Origin of the sequence: Streptomyces sp. M41(2017), assembly GCF_002078175.1 — a bacterium.
Taxonomy (GTDB): domain Bacteria; phylum Actinomycetota; class Actinomycetes; order Streptomycetales; family Streptomycetaceae; genus Streptomyces.
Genome location: NZ_MWFK01000002.1, coordinates 882575 through 899388, shown reverse-complemented (window position 1 = coordinate 899388; position 16814 = coordinate 882575). Strand labels below are relative to the sequence as shown.

Annotated in this window: 22 protein-coding genes; 7 read left to right on the top strand and 15 right to left on the bottom strand. The window is 72.4% G+C overall.

The window, feature by feature from the left end; translation table 11 throughout:
- Positions 1-4 precede the first annotated feature (4 nt).
- From B0675_RS29590 to B0675_RS29580, 3 genes are all read right to left on the bottom strand, one after another.
- Positions 5-952, bottom strand: coding sequence for a TauD/TfdA family dioxygenase (locus tag B0675_RS29590; RefSeq protein ID WP_081222667.1), 948 nt, complete (start codon positions 950-952; stop codon positions 5-7).
- A 302-nt stretch (positions 953-1254) separates the two neighbouring features.
- Positions 1255-1722 (bottom strand): peroxiredoxin, encoded by a 468-nt coding sequence (locus B0675_RS29585; RefSeq protein WP_081222666.1) that lies wholly within the window; start codon positions 1720-1722, stop codon positions 1255-1257.
- On the bottom strand, positions 1719-2099 hold the full coding sequence (locus tag B0675_RS29580) for a hypothetical protein (protein WP_081222665.1): 381 nt from the start codon (positions 2097-2099) through the stop codon (positions 1719-1721). Before B0675_RS29580 ends, B0675_RS29585 begins: the two co-directional genes overlap by 4 nt.
- A 276-nt stretch (positions 2100-2375) precedes the next feature.
- Between B0675_RS29580 and B0675_RS29575 the strand changes: the two genes are divergently transcribed.
- Together B0675_RS29575 and B0675_RS29570 are read left to right on the top strand one after the other, a co-directional pair.
- A complete protein-coding gene (locus B0675_RS29575; protein ID WP_081222664.1) occupies positions 2376-2549 on the top strand; it encodes a CsbD family protein in 174 nt (57 codons plus the stop codon).
- An 81-nt stretch (positions 2550-2630) separates the two neighbouring features.
- Positions 2631-3089: an ATP-binding protein gene (locus tag B0675_RS29570; protein WP_081222663.1), complete on the top strand. Its 459-nt coding sequence runs from the start codon at positions 2631-2633 to the stop codon at positions 3087-3089.
- Positions 3090-3193: 104 nt separating this feature from the next.
- Here the strand turns inward: B0675_RS29570 and B0675_RS29565 are convergent, their stop codons facing one another.
- From B0675_RS29565 to B0675_RS29550, 4 genes are all read right to left on the bottom strand, one after another.
- Entirely contained in the window at positions 3194-3547 is a 354-nt protein-coding gene (locus B0675_RS29565) for a hypothetical protein (RefSeq protein WP_081222662.1), read from the bottom strand.
- Positions 3548-3716: 169 nt separating this feature from the next.
- Positions 3717-4022, bottom strand: a complete 306-nt coding sequence (locus B0675_RS29560) for a hypothetical protein (protein ID WP_107482875.1) — start codon at positions 4020-4022, stop codon at positions 3717-3719.
- 108 nt (positions 4023-4130) lie between these two features.
- Positions 4131-4565, bottom strand: a complete 435-nt coding sequence (locus B0675_RS29555; RefSeq protein ID WP_081222661.1) for an ATP-binding protein — start codon at positions 4563-4565, stop codon at positions 4131-4133.
- 115 nt (positions 4566-4680) lie between these two features.
- The gene (locus B0675_RS29550) at positions 4681-4941 is read right to left on the bottom strand and encodes a WhiB family transcriptional regulator (protein ID WP_081222660.1); all 261 of its coding nucleotides are present in this window, start codon (positions 4939-4941) and stop codon (positions 4681-4683) included.
- Between the two features lie 253 nt (positions 4942-5194).
- On the opposite strand from B0675_RS29550, the gene B0675_RS29545 reads away from it, so the two are divergent.
- On the top strand, positions 5195-5914 hold the full coding sequence (locus B0675_RS29545; protein ID WP_241540054.1) for a GAF and ANTAR domain-containing protein: 720 nt from the start codon (positions 5195-5197) through the stop codon (positions 5912-5914).
- 97 nt (positions 5915-6011) lie between these two features.
- Here the strand turns inward: B0675_RS29545 and B0675_RS29540 are convergent, their stop codons facing one another.
- Positions 6012-7226 (bottom strand): phospholipase D-like domain-containing protein, encoded by a 1215-nt coding sequence (locus B0675_RS29540; protein ID WP_081222658.1) that lies wholly within the window; start codon positions 7224-7226, stop codon positions 6012-6014.
- Between the two features lie 449 nt (positions 7227-7675).
- Here B0675_RS29540 and B0675_RS29535 point away from each other — a divergent pair, with 449 nt between their 5' ends.
- Both B0675_RS29535 and B0675_RS29530 read left to right on the top strand, forming a co-directional pair.
- A complete protein-coding gene (locus B0675_RS29535; protein ID WP_081222657.1) occupies positions 7676-8086 on the top strand; it encodes an ATP-binding protein in 411 nt (136 codons plus the stop codon).
- A 180-nt stretch (positions 8087-8266) separates the two neighbouring features.
- Positions 8267-8761, top strand: coding sequence for a MarR family transcriptional regulator (locus B0675_RS29530; protein ID WP_081222656.1), 495 nt, complete (start codon positions 8267-8269; stop codon positions 8759-8761).
- A gap of 54 nt (positions 8762-8815) precedes the next feature.
- On the opposite strand, the gene B0675_RS29525 is transcribed toward B0675_RS29530, so the two are convergent.
- From B0675_RS29525 to B0675_RS29500, 6 genes are all read right to left on the bottom strand, one after another.
- A complete protein-coding gene (locus B0675_RS29525; RefSeq protein WP_081222655.1) occupies positions 8816-10564 on the bottom strand; it encodes a SpoIIE family protein phosphatase in 1749 nt (582 codons plus the stop codon).
- Positions 10561-11634, bottom strand: a complete 1074-nt coding sequence (locus B0675_RS29520) for an ATP-binding SpoIIE family protein phosphatase (RefSeq protein WP_081222654.1) — start codon at positions 11632-11634, stop codon at positions 10561-10563. The genes B0675_RS29525 and B0675_RS29520 overlap by 4 nt, the downstream gene beginning before the upstream one ends.
- On the bottom strand, positions 11631-12026 hold the full coding sequence (locus B0675_RS29515; RefSeq protein WP_081223958.1) for an anti-sigma regulatory factor: 396 nt from the start codon (positions 12024-12026) through the stop codon (positions 11631-11633). Before B0675_RS29515 ends, B0675_RS29520 begins: the two co-directional genes overlap by 4 nt.
- Before the next feature lie 47 nt (positions 12027-12073).
- Positions 12074-12493, bottom strand: coding sequence for an STAS domain-containing protein (locus B0675_RS29510; protein WP_081222653.1), 420 nt, complete (start codon positions 12491-12493; stop codon positions 12074-12076).
- The gene (locus B0675_RS29505) at positions 12490-13389 is read right to left on the bottom strand and encodes an STAS domain-containing protein (RefSeq protein WP_081222652.1); all 900 of its coding nucleotides are present in this window, start codon (positions 13387-13389) and stop codon (positions 12490-12492) included. Before B0675_RS29505 ends, B0675_RS29510 begins: the two co-directional genes overlap by 4 nt.
- Before the next feature lie 170 nt (positions 13390-13559).
- A complete protein-coding gene (locus tag B0675_RS29500) occupies positions 13560-14729 on the bottom strand; it encodes a PP2C family protein-serine/threonine phosphatase (protein WP_081222651.1) in 1170 nt (389 codons plus the stop codon).
- 228 nt (positions 14730-14957) lie between these two features.
- Here B0675_RS29500 and B0675_RS29495 point away from each other — a divergent pair, with 228 nt between their 5' ends.
- A complete protein-coding gene (locus tag B0675_RS29495) occupies positions 14958-15389 on the top strand; it encodes a MarR family transcriptional regulator (protein WP_081222650.1) in 432 nt (143 codons plus the stop codon).
- Between the two features lie 271 nt (positions 15390-15660).
- Here B0675_RS29495 and B0675_RS29490 read toward each other — a convergent pair whose 3' ends face one another.
- Complete coding sequence (locus tag B0675_RS29490) at positions 15661-16038, bottom strand: STAS domain-containing protein (protein WP_107482874.1); 378 nt, start codon at positions 16036-16038, stop codon at positions 15661-15663.
- A gap of 268 nt (positions 16039-16306) precedes the next feature.
- On the opposite strand from B0675_RS29490, the gene B0675_RS29485 reads away from it, so the two are divergent.
- Positions 16307-16768, top strand: coding sequence for a helix-turn-helix domain-containing protein (locus B0675_RS29485; RefSeq protein WP_081222648.1), 462 nt, complete (start codon positions 16307-16309; stop codon positions 16766-16768).
- Positions 16769-16814: the final 46 nt, after the last annotated feature.

Here is a 16814-nt window from a genome sequence, read left to right as displayed (position 1 = left end):
GGGCTCACCAGCGCCCGGGCTCGCTGCCCGTGATCGGCGCCGACGGCTTCCCGTCGACCCCCTCCGGGACGTCACCGGCCAGCATCACCCGGTGCATGACCCGGGGGTGGTCGACGTGGGCGGTGTCGCTCGGCGCGAGATGGATGGTCGCCCGGTTGTCCCAGAAGGCCACACTCCCCGGCTCCCACCGGAAGCGCACCGTGTACTCGGGCCGGACCGCCTGCTCCAGCAGCATCTCCAGGATGGCCCGGCTCTCCGGCCGGGACACGTCCAGGATCTGCTCGACGTAGTAGCCGTTCACGAACAGCACCCGCTCACCCGTCTCGGGGTGCACCCGCACCAGCGGATGCTCGGTGGCGACCTGCCGGTCGAGCAGATGACGCGCGTACGCGTCCTCGCCGGGGCGCGTCTGGTACCCGACGCCCAGCCGGTGCTCGGCGCGCAACCCGTCCACGAAGGCACGGACGGGGGCGGACAGACCCGCGTAGGCGGCGGCCAGGTTCGACCACGTGGTGTCACCGCCGTACGGGGGTACGGTCTCGGCCCGCAGGATCGTCGCGGCCGGCGGGTCGACGCGGGCGCCGTGGTCGCAGTGCCAGCCGCGCAGCAGCGAGTGGCGGCGGCGCCGCAGCCATTCCTCGTGGTCCATGCCGTACCGCCCGCCCAGTTCGAGGCGGTCGGCCGTCGTCTCGACCTCGGGGAAGTCCTTCGGGGAGGCGCTGCCACGGGAACGCAGGCGGACCGGTTCGCCGAAGCGGCGGGCGAACGCGACCTGGGTGGTGTGGTCGAGCCGCTGGTCGCGGAAGAACACCACCTTCCAGCGCAGCACGGCCGCCCGGATCGCGGCGACCACCGCGTCGGGCAACTCCTCCGCCAGGTCGACTCCGGTGATCTCGGCGCCGATGTGTCCCGCCGCCGGCTTCACTTCGAGACGTGTGACCTGGTCCGTCATGGTGGCTCCGTTGATCGTCCTGTCCGTGTCGGGTCCAGCATGACCGGTGGCCCGGGCACCCGACAGGGCGCCTCGAACGGAAGGCGGCCGCCGCACACGGGAGGCGCGCCGCACACACGGGGTGTGCGCCGTGTCGCGCAGCCGACGCGTCGCACTCCCTGGTGGCGGAGCGTGCCGGGTGTCGAGAATGAGGCACAGTGAACGGGCCCCACCCTCCATCCGCATAGGGGCGGGGTCCGTTCACACGTCACGACGTGCCTGGCGTGGAACGGCAGTTCGCCGACCGCGCCGTGGGCCGTGGCTCAGCCCTTGTGGTCGCGCAGCGCGGCGAGAGCGCGGTCGGCGTGGGCGCTCATGCGCAGTTCGCTGCGGACCACCTCCAGGACGGTGCGGTCCTGGGCGATGACGAAGGTGACCCGCTTCGTCGGGGCCAGCGAGAAACCGCGCTTCACCCCGAACCGCTCGCGTACGGTGCCGTCGACGTCGGACAGGAGCGGGAAGCCGAGCGTGTGACGGTCGGTGAACTCCTTCTGCCGGTCCACCGCGTCGCCACTGATGCCGACCGGCCTGGCGCCCGCGCCGGTGAACTCCGTGGCCAGATCCCGGAAGTGGCAGGCCTCGGCGGTGCAGCCGCTGGTGAGGGCGGCCGGGTAGAAGAACAGCACCACGGGGCCCTCGCCCAGCAGTTCGGACAGGCTCCGGTTCGTGCCGGTCTCGTCCGGCAGCGTGAAGTCCTCGACGGTGTCGCCCACGTTCACCCGTGTCGTCATGACCGTCCCTCCCCGGCGCGCGCGACGCCGCGTGCCCACATCACGAGCGGCACCTGGAGCGGGAGCCGCGCGAGGGCGGCCGCCTTGAGCGGCGCCGGACGGTTCCGCCAGTCCACGGCCATCTGCACGTTCGCGGGAAAGACCCCGACGAAGAAGGCGGCGGTGGCCAGGGCCGCGACCCGGCGGGTGCGCGGCAGCGCCACCCCGGCCGCGAGGGCGAACTCGACCACTCCGCTCGCCCGCGTCCAGGTCCGCGCCGCTCCTGGCAGAACGCGCGGGACGGTGGCGTCGAACTGCCGGGGTACGGCGAAGTGGGCGACGCCCGCGGAGGCCAAGAGGCCTGCGAGCAACAAGGGCGAGCGTTCGGACCGTGGCACGGTTCCTCCTCAGGGGGCTGTCGCGCGATATTACTGGAGGGTAAGTGTCCATGGTGCGGGCGGGAAGCGTCGATCGCGTGCCCCTTGGCCGTGGAGTCGGTCAGCGACGCGAATGCCGCGGTGTCCGCAGAAGGAGAACGGCCCGCGCCGGGGGAGGGCGTCGGCCTCCGACCGGGCGAAGTCCGCGGAATGCGAAGGTCTCCGGGTTTGGGCAGTCGATTCACGGTCAGCCGTAGTAATGCATCGCATTGTCGAGCAGTGAGGACGTGAACTGCCATGGCCGAGAGTGACAGGACCCGCGCCCGGATCGAAAAGGCGAAGGGCAAGGCCAAGGAGGCCGTCGGACGTGCGGTCGGCAATGACCGCATGACCGCCGAGGGCAAGATCGAACAGTCCAAGGGCGACGCCCGGCAGGCCAAGGAAAAGGCCAAGGACGCATTTCGGCACTGATGACGGCCAATTCCACAGGGCCCGTCGTGTGTATTGCGCGACGGGCCCTGAGAATTTCCGGCAGGAAGGGTGGAGCGAAGAATGTGCGGGGAGTACCAGAGGTCGTCCACCGACACGGTGGCCGTGGCGCGGCCCATGACCTCGTCGGGGCCCGAAAGTCCGGCCGACGCGCGACAGGCGGTCCGGCGCGCTCTCGCGGCGCGGTCCGGGGATGCCTCGTGGGCCGACGAGGACGCCGTCGGTGACGTGCTGCTCGTCGCCTCGGAACTGGTCAGCAACGCGATGCTGCACGGTGGCGGTGTCACCGGGTTCGAGGTGACGCCGACCGGGGGCGAGGTGAGGCTGTCGGTGAGCGACCGCAGCGATCGACGTCCGGCGTCTGCCGGGCGGTTCGACGACACGGGCCGGCTCCGGGTGGGCGGGCACGGCTGGATGATCGTCCGCAGGCTCGCCAGCGACGTGGCCGTCGCGCCGCTGCGGGCGGGAGGTAAGCGGATCACCGCAGTGGTACCGCTCACACCGTCCGCCGCGAGGGTCTGAACTCGGGTGAGCCCCGGAAGCTGTGGGTCCCAGAAGCCATGGGCCCCGGAAGGTACGGGCGCCGGAAGGACAGGCCGTCGCAAGGAGGCCGCGGTGTCGACGGCTCAGGCCGTCAGGGCGTGGGAGGACGCGGAGGACCTCCGCGGTGCGCTCGTGAGCGTAGCCGAGGGGCGGGCCGCCGCCTGGACCTGGTAGGTGGTCTTGGCGGGATCGACCAGCGCGTCGCCGAGCACGATCCGGCCCGCCGCGTGCAGCGCGTCGCACTCGCCGGTGGGCAGGGCGACGTAGCAGCCACCGCGTCCCGTGCGGGGATCGAGGGGCATCCAGTAGCCGTACCGCCGACGGCCGTTCGCGTGCACGGTGAGGCGGACCGCGAACCGCCGCTCGGTTATCAGACGCAGCACCTCGGCCCCGCCGGCACTGAGCGGGGTACGGGTCCGGGGGAGCGGCCGCAGCATGGTCACCATCCTCCGATCGGGCCTCGCGGCGCGGTACGGGGGTGCGGGGTGAGCGTCATGAAGATGCGGCCTTTCGACGGACGGGTCGGATCACGCATCGCCCGGGGCGGTGACGTTCTCGCTGCTCGGCATTGTTCCGCAGCGCACTGACAACGCGGGCGGAGCTGGTTCAGCGGCGCCGCGCGGATGCCCGCGCGCGGTTGGCCCGGGCGGTGAGCTGCCCCTGGACGAAGGGGTCCGTGGCCGGGTCGTACGACCCGGCGTGGTCGGAGAGCGTGTCGGTGATCCGCTCCCACTCGTCCCGTTCCGCCCGCCTCACGAGCGAGGACCCCCCGTCGGCCGTACCGTCCTCGGCCGCACGTTCGGCCTCCTCGAAGGCCGCCTTCGCCTGGTGGTGGTTCATCCCCGTGGCGGCGTCGCGGACCCGCTCCCACGCGGCGTGCTCCTGTCCGGACGGCTCGTGTTCCGTGCTCAATGCGTCACCTTGATCGTGTGGGGGACCGGTTCCTTCATCGGATCCGTGTGCCCTGTTCGAGAGAAAGGACACCTGCGAGTCCGTCGACGGTTCCCTCCACGGCCTTTCTCACCAGGGCAGGAAGGCGTGGATGTCCTTGCCGTCGGGCCGCACGATCACGCTGACCTGGTCGCACAGGGCGTTGACGAGATGCCACCCGATGCCGCCCCCGCCCTCCGAGGGGCGGAAGCGGCGGGGGGCGGGCCGGGTGGTGCTGCCGTCGCGCACGGTCACGTGCACACCGTCGAAGGTGGGGCGCATGAGCAGCTCGAAGGGACCGGGAGCGTACTGGATCGTGTTGGCGGCCAGCTCGGTGACCACCAGCAGGATGTCGTCCCAGTGCTCCTCCGCCGAGGGTGGCGCCGTCCGGGCCAGGGCGCGCAGATAGCCGTCCGCGGCCAGCCGCGCGTCGGTCACGTTGCGCAGCTCGCCGCCGAACGCGGTGGTGAGCGTCCCGAACTCCTCGTACGACGGCTTCTTGTTCCCGCTCGGATCGATTTCCATCGTGCCCTTCGTTCGGATCTCGTCGGCGGTACGTCTTGCCCTCTGTCGCGACCAGGCCAACCTGGATCCGTACCCGGTCCTGCTCCGAGGACCCGGTCTCTCCCCGCTGTTCCGGCTAGGCCGAGGCGTCCTGCGTACGGCGACGTGCCCGGCGGCGAGCCAGCGAACGCCGCTCGGTCTCGCTCGTACCGCCCCAGACACCCACGCTCTGGCCCGACTCCAGCGCCCAGTCCAGGCACGCCTCGCGGACCGGGCAGCCCTCGCACACGGCCTTCGCCTCCTGGATCTGCAGCACGGCGGGGCCGGTGTTGCCGATCGGGAAGAAGAGGTCGGGGTCGACGCTGCGGCAAGCCGCGGAATCACGCCAGTTGTCCATTGCGGGCCTCCTGTGGCTGAAGCGGATGCGTTCTTTGGATGGTGTGTCCTCTCTCGGGTCACCAGTGATCGCCCCTGTGAAACGGCCCGGGCGTGCAAAGATCCCGTGGATGCCGAAAAAGTCCGGCTCCGGCGCCACCGCTCAGGTTCGCGGAAAGCCGCACGCGGCCCGTCCCCTCGCACCCGACCGGCGCGGTGGGCGCGCCGGGGTGGCAAGATGGAACCCCGGGTGAACGGCGGTTGCGATTCGACGAATGAGCAGGTGGCCCATGGTGCAGGAGTCCGGCGACGTCTGGGAGAAGTTTGCCCTCGCCCTGGCGGACATGGCACGCGACCTGCTCGCGCAGGACTCGGTCAAAGGCACCCTGGACCGGATCGTGGAGCACGCGAGCGTGCTGATCAACGGCTGCGACGAGGCGGGCATCCTCACCGTCCGCCGTGGCGAGGTCAGCGCGCTGGCCGCGACCAGCGACGTCGTCCGCATGGCGGACCGGATCCAGCAGGACCTCCGGGAGGGGCCGTGCTTCGACGCGGTCACCGAGCGGCAGCAGCTGTACGCCATCGAGGACCTGCGGCAGCCCCACGAGAAGTGGTCCCGCTTCGCCCCCGAGCTGAGGAAGCTCGGCATGGGCAGCATGATGGGCTTCCTGCTGTTCACCGAGGACGACGAGCTCGGCGCCCTCAACGTGTACTCGCACCGGCCGAACATGTTCGACGAGACGGCCCAGCGTGCCGGCTGGATACTCGCCTCGCACGCGGCCGTGGCCCTGTCCGCGGCCCGGACGCACCAGCAGCTCTCGCACGCGCTGGAGACCCGCCACGAGATCGGCGAGGCGATGGGCATCCTCATGGAGCGCCACGGCCTCAGCGAGGACAACGCCTTCAACGTCCTGAAGAAGGCGTCCCAGGACCACAACATCAAGCTCCGCGACATCGCCCGCAAGGTCTGCGAGACCGGCGAGCGTCCCACCTGACCCGTGCGGCCCGGCAGCACTGCCGGGCCGCACGGCTGCGGCGACCCCGTACGTACGCCTCCCGCCGGGAGGCTGCGCGGTCATCGGCGGGGGGCGGCTAGAGGAAGCGGCGCAGGGGAGCGACCGCCAGCTCTTTGGTCCGCTGGAGCAGGGACCGGCGCCGCCAGCGGCCCGGCTCGATCGCCACGGCCTGCTCCCGGTCCTCGTCGAAGTCCCTGTCGAGGGCCGCGGTGAACGACTCGTCCAGCACCGCGAGCATGACCTCCTCGTCGTGCTCCATCGACCGGCGGTTGAAGTTGGTGGACCCGATCAGGGACGCCACCCCGTCGATGGTCATGATCTTGGTGTGCAGCATCGTCGGCTGGTACTGGCGGATCTCCACACCGGCGGCGAGCAGCGCGTCGTAGTAGTGCTGGCCGGCGAGCTGGCAGGCCCGCTGGTCGGTGTGCGGACCCGGCAGCAGGATCTCCACCCGTACTCCGCGGCGCGCGGTCGCGCACAACAGGTCCACGAAGTACGCGTCGGGTGCGAAGTAGGCCGTGGACAGCCGGAACCGCTCCTCGGCGGAGTCGAGCACCACGCGGATGAGGGTCTGCATGTCCTGCCAGCCGAAACTGGCCGACCCGCGCACCACCTGGACGGTCGCGGTGCCCGGCTGGGCCTGCGCGGTGAACCGGTCGCGGTCGTCGAACAGCTCGTCGTGGCACTCCGCCCAGTTCTGCGCGAACGCGGCGGCGATGCCGTCCACCGCCGGCCCGCGCACCTGGACGTGCGTGTCCCGCCACTCGGACGGTCCGCGCGCGTCCCCGCACCACTCCTCGGCGATCCCCACGCCTCCGGTGAACGCGACGTGTTCGTCGATGACCAGCGCCTTGCGGTGACAGCGGTGGTTCTGCTTGAGCGGCGAGAGCCACAGCGGCTTGCGGAACCACGCCACCTGGACACCGGCGGAGGTCATGGACTCCAGCAGTTCCCCCTCGATCCGCTTCGCCCCGAAGCCGTCGAGCAGCAGCCGCACCCGCAGCCCCGCGCGGGCCCGGTCGGCGAGCGCGGCCGCGAAGTCGCGGGCTATCTGCCCCCGCCAGTAGACGAAGGTCATCATGTCGATGGTGTGCTCCGCGGACCGCACCGCGTCGAGCATCGCGGCGAAGATCCGGTCGCCGTTGCGCAGCGGCAGCAGTTCGTTCCCCTCGGTCGCGGCGATGCCGATGAGCCGCTCCAGTCGTCTTCGGAGCCGCTGCTTGCGTCGCCCCGCCTCCGCCGGATCCACCGGCCCGTTCCCCTCGACGCGTGCCGTGATGGTCTGGGACATCCACCGTCTCCTGTTGTCCGTGCCGTGTACCGCCTCCTCACCCCGGGCGGTGTGAAGAGGTGTGGGGGAGTGGTGACCCTGTCCGGGACCTGCCCGCACGGGCCACCACCCCTCCCGCTCGACCGTGTCGGTCTTCGGGGTCGCCCGGCCCCTTCGCCCGCCACGGGAGCGACGTCGCGAACGCCCATGGGCGTTCGCGACGCGACAACAGGTGCCCCCGAACCGCCGCGGTACTCCTCGGCAGCCCCCACGTGCCCGGTCCGGCACACGCTGTCCCGGCAGCTCGACGGCCGGTCACCTGTGATCGCGTTGTGAAGGTGCGCGAAACCGTGACATGGCATCGGAGGGTTCGGGAATAAGGGGGACAGCCCGCCCCACACCCCGGTCCGAAACGGAGTGGCGCCGCGTTCTCGGCGTGCGGACGGGAAGCACGTCAAGGGAGCTGATGGATGACCACCGTAGAACAGCCCTCCGACGTCTGTTCCGTGTCCGGTGCGAGCCTGGAGAGAAGCCCGGAGGCCGCGGTGCACGCCAGGGGGATGGCCCGGGCGTTTCTCGGCAGCCTGCCCCGGCAGGTGCCGCGCGAGGCCGCCGAGGCCGTCAGCCTCGTGGTCTCGGAACTGGTCACGAACGTGGTGCGCCACGCACGCGGGCGGAACTGCAGCGTGGACCTGCGGGACATGGGCCACGGCGTCGGGATCTCGGTCTCGGACGACGACCCGGAGCCGCCGCGTCAACGCCGGTTCGATCTCAGCGGAAAAGGCGGCTTCGGCTGGCCGCTCGTGCGCCGCCTCTGCTCCGAGCTGACCGTTCTCTCCCGCCCGGACGGCAAGACCGTGCACGCCGTCGTGCAATTCTGACGATTCCGAGGACCGAGCATCATCCGCGATCCAGCGCCGACCGTCGCCCGCGACCGAGTTCGCCCCGCCGGCGGCAGAGCTCCCCATCCGTGGGGTGAGCGATCCCGTGCAGACGAGATCGCCGACCGTCCGTGCGGTGCGCCGGCCGCGCCCGGGTCCGCGGGGAGCACGTGATGACCCGTGGTGGATGACGGGGACCTGAACCGCGCGACGCCGCCCGACCACCGTCCCGAGGCGGTCGCCGGACGGACGGCCGACGCCGTCGAGGAGCTGGCGGAACTGTGGATCTCGGCCGGGCAGACGGTCGTCCCCCGCCTCTCCGCGCACCAGCTGAAAGCCCTCAGGACCGTGGGGCAGCGGCACGAACTCACCCTCACCGGCCTTGCCGAACGCGTGGGCATAGCACTTCCCGCCGCCAGCCGCCTCTGCGACCGTTTGGAGGCCGCGGGCCTGCTGCGCCGCGTTCCCCATCCCGGCAACCGGCGTGCCCTGCACCTGCTGCTCACACCGCTGGGCAGCACGGTCCTCACGGAGATCGGCGAACGACGGGCCCAGATCCTCGCGGCCGTCCTCGCGGGCATGACGCCGCTCCAGCGGAGGTCGTTCGAGGAGGGGCTGCGGGCCTTCCAGGGGGCGCGCCGGACGTCCTCCGCGGAGTTCCCGCCCGGCGCTTAGCGCGCGAACGCGTCACGGCTCTCCGCCCGGTGCCCCGTCGTGGGCGGCGGGACGTCAGGCGGTCGATCGTCCGGGACCGGGGCGCGCCCCGGTGCCACCGACGTGGCACAGCAGCAGACAGACGTCGTCGTCCCGCTGCGAGTCACGGAGCATCGGGTTCAGGATCCGGTCGGCGGCGCCCTCCAGATCGAGGTCAAGGTCTGTCCCGCGCTGCGCGCCGAGCGCCTCCGCCAGCCGTCGGATGCCCGGGTCGATGCCTTCGGCCCGCCGCTCCACCAGACCGTCGGTGTAGAGAGCGAGGGTGGAACCCGGCGGGAGCTCGGCCGTGTGGTCGCGGATCTCCTGATGCAGCGGGATGCCGAGCATCGCGCCGGGTTTGGCGTCCAGGACGCGCACCTCCCCGCCCGGGGTGCGCAGCACCGGTGGCGGGTGCCCCGCGGCCGCCCAGGTGACGGTGGACTCGTCCGGGTGGAAGCGGGCGATGACGGCCGTGGCGTACAGGTCGGGCTGGAGATGGTGCAGGAACACGTGCAGCCGGGTGAGGAGCTGACCCGGCGTGCCGCCGTCCACCGCGTACGCCCGCAGGGCGGTGCGCAGCTGGCTCATCATGACGGCGGCCCGCAGTCCGTGGCCCGTCACGTCGCCCATGACGGCGACCAGGCCCCCGTCCGGCTGCTTGAAGGCGTCGTACCAGTCGCCGCCGATGTTCAGCCCGTGGGTGGCCGGCAGATAGCGCGCGGCCAGACCGAGGCCCGGTGTCGTGGGCAGCTCGGTGAGCAGCGCGCGCTGCAGGGTCTCGGCGATGTCGCGATTGTGCTCGAACCGCTGGGCGTGGTCGATCGCGATGCCCGCCCTGCGGGCGAGTTCGATGAGCATGACGGCGTCGTCCGGCCCCCAAGGATCCTCGGGCGGTGTCAGCGTCACCACCCCCAGCGGGGAGTGCCGGGTCGGGAGCGGGATGCACAGCAGCGGCTGGTCGGGGTGGAGCGCCGAGGGCGGCAGGTCGTCGACCCCGGGCAGACCGCCCGGACGGTCCGCGGCGTACTGCGGACGGCCGGTGCGGACCGCGGCGACGGCGGCGGCCGGGCGGGGGGACCGCTTGCGGACGTCGTCGTCGAGGAGCCACACATCGACACTCCGGGCGTAGCCGGGGACGAGCAGCTGGGGCAGCCTGTCGAGGATCTCCTCGTGGTTGAGCGAGGCCGTCAGAGCGGCGCTGGCGTCGGCGAGGAACGTCAGCCGTCGCCGGGCGCTCTCCGCCTCCGTGCGGGCGGCGCGCTCGGCGGCGAAGAGCTCGCGCTGCACCCGCCCGGCCGCGTCGAGTTCCGCGTGCAGCGCGAGAACTCCCTGGTTGGTCTGGTGCAGTTCCTCCCGGTGGAAGGAGACCAGCTGCTCCTGCTCGCTGAGCCGGTCCAGGATCCGTGAAGTGTCCTCGTCCGCGCTGAGCAGGGCGTCGGCGAACGCCTTGCGGTCGCGCGGAACCCGCGCCGCGCTCTCCCCGCGCCCGGGCTCCTCCACAGCGACGCTCGCCTGCCAACTCGGCTTGCCCGCCGAGCCGTTGGCCGCAGCGGCGAGGGCGACGGTGATCCTGCCGGGACCGCCGTCCGCCGAGGGGGGCGTGCCGTGCAGGGTCATGACCCAGCTGCCGCCCTTGACCAGGGACTGCCGCAGCTGGGCGCTCAGGGCGGTGACCAGACGGGTGCGCTCCACCGTGGACACGCCGTGCGCCGCCGCGAGCCGGGCGGCGGCGATACGGGCGCGCGCGGCGTCGTCGACCGTGGCGATCTTCCAGGTGTCGGTCATGGGCGGCGATCCTGCGGGGTGGGGGCCAGCACGGCCACGGTGGTGTCGTCCCGCACCGGACGGGCGGCACTGCTGGAATCCCGCACGATCACCGCGGCGGTGACCGCGGGATCCCAGGCGGTCGGCGGAGCCACGGCGGGCGGAGCCCAGCGGCTGGGCAGACCGTCGCTGTGCAGGACGAGGAGGCTGTCGGGGGTCCACGGCACCCGGCACTGCGGCAGCCGCCCCGGCCGGTGCGCGCCCACGATGCCCGGGTGGGACAGCAGCGGCCGCCAGGTGTCCCCGGTCAGCAGGCGGGCCCCGATGTTGCCGATCCCCGCGAAGTCGAGGTGTTCGGTGGCCAGGTCGAGCCGGGCCACCGCGACCGCCGCTCCCCGGGTGTCGCGCAGGCCCCTGTGCAGTTGCCCGAGCAGCTCCGCCGGTGGCAGGTGGGCGGACAGGCGCAGTTGCTCCACGGCCGCCCCGGACGCCTTCGCGGCGGCCTCGCCGTGGCCGAGCCCGTCCGCGAGGAGCAGCGTGACGTGGTCGCCGGCGCGGACGCAGGCCCAGGCGTCGCCGGAATGGTCGGCGGCGGCCAGCGGGATGTTGATGCCGCCCGCCCGCACCGCGGCGTCGCTTCCGGGGACGCGGTGTCCCGCCCTGTCCCTGCGCGCGGCGTGCACCCGCGCCAGGGCGACGGTGCCCCGCCCGGGCACGGAGTGCACCTCGAAGTGGTCGGCGATACGGCGGCAGGTACCGAGCCCCGCGCCGAGCGAGGCGGTCGTCGAGAAACCGTCGCGCGACGCGGAGGCGAGGTCGGCGATGCCCGGCCCGTGGTCGATCGCGGCGATCTGGAGGGCCGGGCCGCGGCCTACTCCGTGCAGCTCGAGATCGGCGTCGACGATGTCGAGCACTATCCGCCCGCCGCCCCCGTGCTTGAGCAGGTTGGTCGCCAGTTCCGTCGCGACGAGTGCGGCGGCGGCCGTGCGGTCGCGGCTGAGCCCGGTGCGCTCGGCGGCCGCCTCGGCGGCGACCCGGACGTCCCGGACCCGGGTGGAGTCGTGGACGGGAACGTCCCAGACGCGCGTCATCGGCTCTCCCGGCGGGGCGGTGGGGGACCGGCGGTCCAGCAGATCACGGTCACCGCGGTGCCCTCTCCCGGACGGCTGTCGATGGAGAACTCGTGCACCAGCCGACGCGCTCCACCGAGACCGAGGCCGAGGCCGCCGCCCGAGGTGTAACCGTCGCCGAGCGCGCGCTCGATGTCGGAGATGCCGGGCCCCCGGTCGGTGAAGGTCAGGCGCAGTCCCCGTGCCGCCCCGGTCCGCAGGACGGTGGACTCGACCTGACCGCCTCCGCCGTGGACCAGCGTGTTGCGGGCGAGTTCACTGGCGGCGGTCACGAGCTTGGTCTGGTCCACGAGTCCGAAACCGAGTTCCGCGGCCGCCTGGCGCACGTGCTGGCGCACCCACGCGAGATCCATGTCGGTACGGATCGGCAGGCAGGCGGTGACGCGGCCGGAAGTCTCCGTCACGGGCGCTCCTGGCGGGCTGGACCGTGGTGAAGGGCTGCCGGCGCCGCGGTGAGCAGGCCCATGGCCTCGTCGGCGTCGAGCGCGGTGCGCAACCCGGGCAGGGTGAGGCCCAGTTCCACCAGGGTGATGGCGACGGCGGGCCGCATGCCCGCGACGACGGTCTGCGCCGCGAGCAGTCTGGCGTGCGCCGCGACCTCCGCGAACACCCGCCCCAGGAAGGAGTCGACGATCGCCACCCCGGAGATGTCGATGACGACACCGGTGACCGAACTGGCGGCGATGGCCTCGCCTATGTCCCGCTGCAGCCGCTCGGCCGCCTCGTCGTTCAGATCGCCCTGCAACGTCACCAGGAGGACGTCACCGAGCTTCAGTACGGGGACGTGGGCGCCCGCAGGCCCGGCGTTCGGGCCGTTCACCGCGCGCTCGGGCCGGTGCGGTCCTGGTCGACGATCGCGATGCCCTGGCGGTTGAGGGCGTACGCGAGAGCGTCGGCGAGGCTGGCGCGGGTGACGACCTCGCCCAGGTCGATGCCGAGGTGGACGATGGTCTGCGCGATCGCGGGCCGGATGCCCGAGACGATGCACTCGGCGCCCATCAGGCGGGCGGCGGCGACGGTCTTCATGAGGTGCTGGGCCACCTGCGAGTCCACGGTCGGCACGCCCGTGATGTCCAGGATGGCGAAGCGGGCCCGCTGGGCAACGACCGCGTCGAGCAGGCTCTCCATCACGACCTGGCTGCGGGCGCTGTCGAGGGTCCCGATGAGGGGGACGGCGACCACACCGGTCCACAGCTTGATCACGGGCGTGGCCACCTCCAGCAACTGGAGGCGCTGGCGGTCGATGAGCTCCTGCCCGGCGCTGAGCGCGGTCTCCAGCACGACCAGGCGGAGGGTGCCCAGGAGCGCGGTGAGGGTGACCGCGCACACCTCGGCCCGTTCCCGGGAGCCGTCGGCGAGATCCGCGCTCAGCAGCTCGGCCGCGGCGGGCCGCAGTGCCGCCACCTCGTCGGCGATCTGCGCGGACGTGGCGCCGGTCCGCGCCCGGGAGGCGGCCATGCGCCCCAACTGGTCGCGCACGGTGGCGAACCCGTCGGCCCCGAGGTCCTCGACGCGGCCCGCGGCGGCGACCGCGGCGAGCGCTTCCACGACGGACCGGCCGGCCTCCACCGCCTCGTCCCGCGAGACGGTGAACACGGTGCGGAACAGCGCCTCGTCGGCCCAGCGCTGGGCGATCTGCTCACGGCGCCGGCGCAGGAACCCACCGACCTCCCCGGCCGCCGAATCCTGCTGCGCCGCCGCCTGATGGTCCGCCACGTGTTCGTCTCCTTCATCCGTGCGCCGCGCCGACGAGCGTGTTCCCGTCCGGGCATGATCTCTTGTCGTACGGCAACTGTAGCGATGGCCCGATCGCGACCGACACCCGCTCGACCTCAGGGGCCCACCGGGCGGGCGCCCGCCCGGTCGACAGGGCGCGAGGCCCGGTCCTACTCCGCCGCCGGCCCGTGCCAGTCGAGGCACACCACGAGGGCGTCGTCCTCGGGCTTGGGCCTGCCCCGGTGTCCGGTCAGCTCACGGAGCATGGCTCGGGGCACCTCCGTCGCGGGAAGCAGCTGGGTGGAGGTGATCGCCATCGCGAGGGCCTTCTCGCCGTACGCCTCCCCGCCGGGACCGGCAACGGCGTGCACGCCGTCACTGACGAACAGGAGCCGGTCGCCGGGCTCCACCTGGAACTCCTGCACGAAGTAGTCGGTCTCCTCGAACATCCCGAGGGGCAGTTGCGCCTCGAAGCCGATCCGCTCGACCGACCTGCCCCGCAGTCGCAGCATCTGCGGCGAGCCCGCGTCGATCACCCGCAGCCGGCCGGTCGACAGCTCGAAGTCGAGCATCAGCACGGACAGGTGCGAGGTGCCGCGGTACTGGGCGTAGATCGCCTGGTCGGCGAGGGCCGCCTGATCCTGCAGGGAGATCCCCGCACGGCGCGCGTTGCGCAGCGCGTTGATCCCGAGGTTCGTGAGCAGCGATGCCTCGATCCCCTCGCCCATGCCGTTGGTGATGTACAGGAGGAGCCGGTCGGCGCTCGCCGACCAGTCGAAGTTGTCGCCGAAGATCGCGTAGGCGGGCTCCAGCTGCGCCCCGAGCTCGTACTCGGGACGGGCGCAGGAGCGCCCCGGCAGCAGCTGCCACTGCATCTCGGCGGCGAGTGTCAGCCGGTCCTTGCGACGCGCCTGCAGATACAGGTCGGTGTCCCGCTCGGCCACGAGCACCTCGTGGGCCAGCACCTCCGCGACTTCGGACAGCTCGGCGAGCGTCTCCTCGTCGCACGCCTCGGAGGGCAGCGTGACGGACAGGACGCCGAGCCGGTCGCCACGCACCGTCACCGGGAGGTGCGCGCGTACCCGCCGGCCGGTGCGCTCCTCGACGAAGGGTTCCTGGGCCCCGAAGGCCCGCCCCTCGGGGCTGCTGTGCACCGGGATCGGTTCCAGGGTGTGCGGAAGCACCGACACGGGCTGGAGGACGGTCAGACCGTAGTCCGCCATGAAGAGCTCGACGGCCTCGGCCGCGTACCGATCGCACAGGACGGCGCGGACGGCGTCGAGGAGTTGGTGGGGAGCCGCGGTGCGCAAGGCCCGCTCCGCGGCCACGAATCTGTTCACGATGTCGGATACGCCATTCTTCGACTAGTACGATGCCGGGTCCGAGCTCCGGGAAGCCGGACCGGCATACGAGGGACCCGGTATGTGCTGCTTTGTTCCTGTCCCAGCCCCTGACAGGTGTTTTGCTCCTGTCCTTGCCCCCGACAGGCTGACAGTGCCCGAGAAGACTGGGAGAGTGAAACCGTGACTTCCTCCGGCCCGCGTCCACAGCCCGGTGAGGTGGCTCGCGTGACCTCCGAGGCCGCAGAGCTGCTGGAGATTCTGTGGGGGAGGGCCTCGACGGCTCCGGTCTCCGCCTCCCAGCTGCGCGTGCTGTTCATCCTGGAGCACGACGAGGGCATCAATCTGCGGACGCTCGCCGACGCGCTCGGGTCCACGCCGCCCTCGACGAGCCGACTCTGCGACCGCCTCCAGGCCGTGGGGTTCATCGAGCGGGCGCCGAGCGCCACCAGCCGCCGGGAGCTGCGCCTGTTCCTGAGCGCACGCGGGCGGATCTTCCTCACCGAGCTGCGCGCGCGGCGCGAGCGCGCCGTGGAGGCGGTGCTCGCCCAGATGCCGGCGGCGCAGCGGACCGCGCTCGCGGAGGGTCTCGCGGCCTTCTGCGCGACGGCGGCCGCCCAGCTCCACGAGGACGACGCGCCGGCCGTCCGCACGGCCTGAGCCGCGGGGCGGACCGGGCCGGGGGCCGACGGCCTCGGGGAGGTGCGCCGCACGAGCCGCCCAGGCTCCGCGTCGCTCACGCACTGCGCCATCTCGGCTCCTCTCCGCTCTTCGGGGGCGCTCACTTTGTTGCCTCACGTCTATAGTTGTCAAATGACAACTATTGCCCGCATGATCTCGGTCTCACGTCCTTCTGCGCAGGTCGACGCATTCGGTGAGGGGTACGGCTACGAGGTCCGCGACCGCACGGGGTCCGGGCGGACCGGCGGGCCTAGTGGGGCGAGGTCCCCTCGCCCACGTGCGCGAGCGCCGCTTCGACGCCGTCCAGCGACGCGATCGTGAGGCTCACGCCGGTGAGGTCCAGGACGCGGCGGACCATCGGGGCGGGCGACACGAGGCACACGCTCCCGCCGGCACGGCCGGCCTCGTCGTGCGCCTTCAGGAGCGCGTTGATGCCGGAGGAGTCCATGAAGGGGACCTCGGACAGGTCGAGCAGCAGATGCCGGCGGCCCGCCCGTATCTGGTCGGCCAGCCGGTTCCGCAGCTCGGGAGCCGTCTCGACGTCCAGTTCCCCGGCGACGGTGACCAGGGCGATGCCGTCGCCGTACGGGGTCACCTCGATGGACACAGGAGCTGGTTCGGCCGGCACGCCTACCTCCAAAGGACACTGATCCGTAGGGAATCGTCCGGCGTCGGTGACGCCGGTGAGCAGGTCAACGGTTACCCCCCGAATCGGGCTGCACACCTTCGGCTTCGGCGCCGGGCGCCCTTCCGGACGCAGTGTTCCGGTTTACGCGGCGCGCGCTCCCGGGGTGCGGCGCCCGCTCCGGTGCACGGGGCGGCCGGTGGCCACTGCTTGCCGCCTCTTGACCCTCCCTTTCCCGAAATACCTCTGACACAGAGCTAATCTCGAAGACGTGGAACAGGAGCCGGAGAATTTCCCCGAGGCACTGTCGGACGCCCTGGCCGGACTGCAGCGGCTGATCCGGCGGCGGCTGCGCGGCGGCACGGACGGGCCGCGGCTGCGCGGCGCCGAGATCGACCTGCTGCGGCTGGTCGCCGAGCGGCCCGGTCTCGGCGTGTCCGAGGCGGCCAAGGAGCTGTACCTGGCGGGCAACTCGGTCTCGACGCTGGTCAACCAGCTGGTCCGGGACGGCTATCTGATCCGCGCGACCGATCCGGCCGACCGGCGGGCCGCCCGGCTGTTGACCACCCCCGCCGCCGACACCCGGCTGCGTGACTGGCGGCAGCGGCGCGCGGTGCTGGTGCGCCGCCAGGTCGACCGGCTCGACCCCGCCGAGCGCGCGGCCCTGGAAGCCGCCCTGCCGGCCCTGCACCGGCTGGCGGCGAACCTGCACGAGGAGGCCGAAGAGTCATGACACGGTACGAGAACGGACCGGCGGAGCCCGCACGGCGGGACGGCAC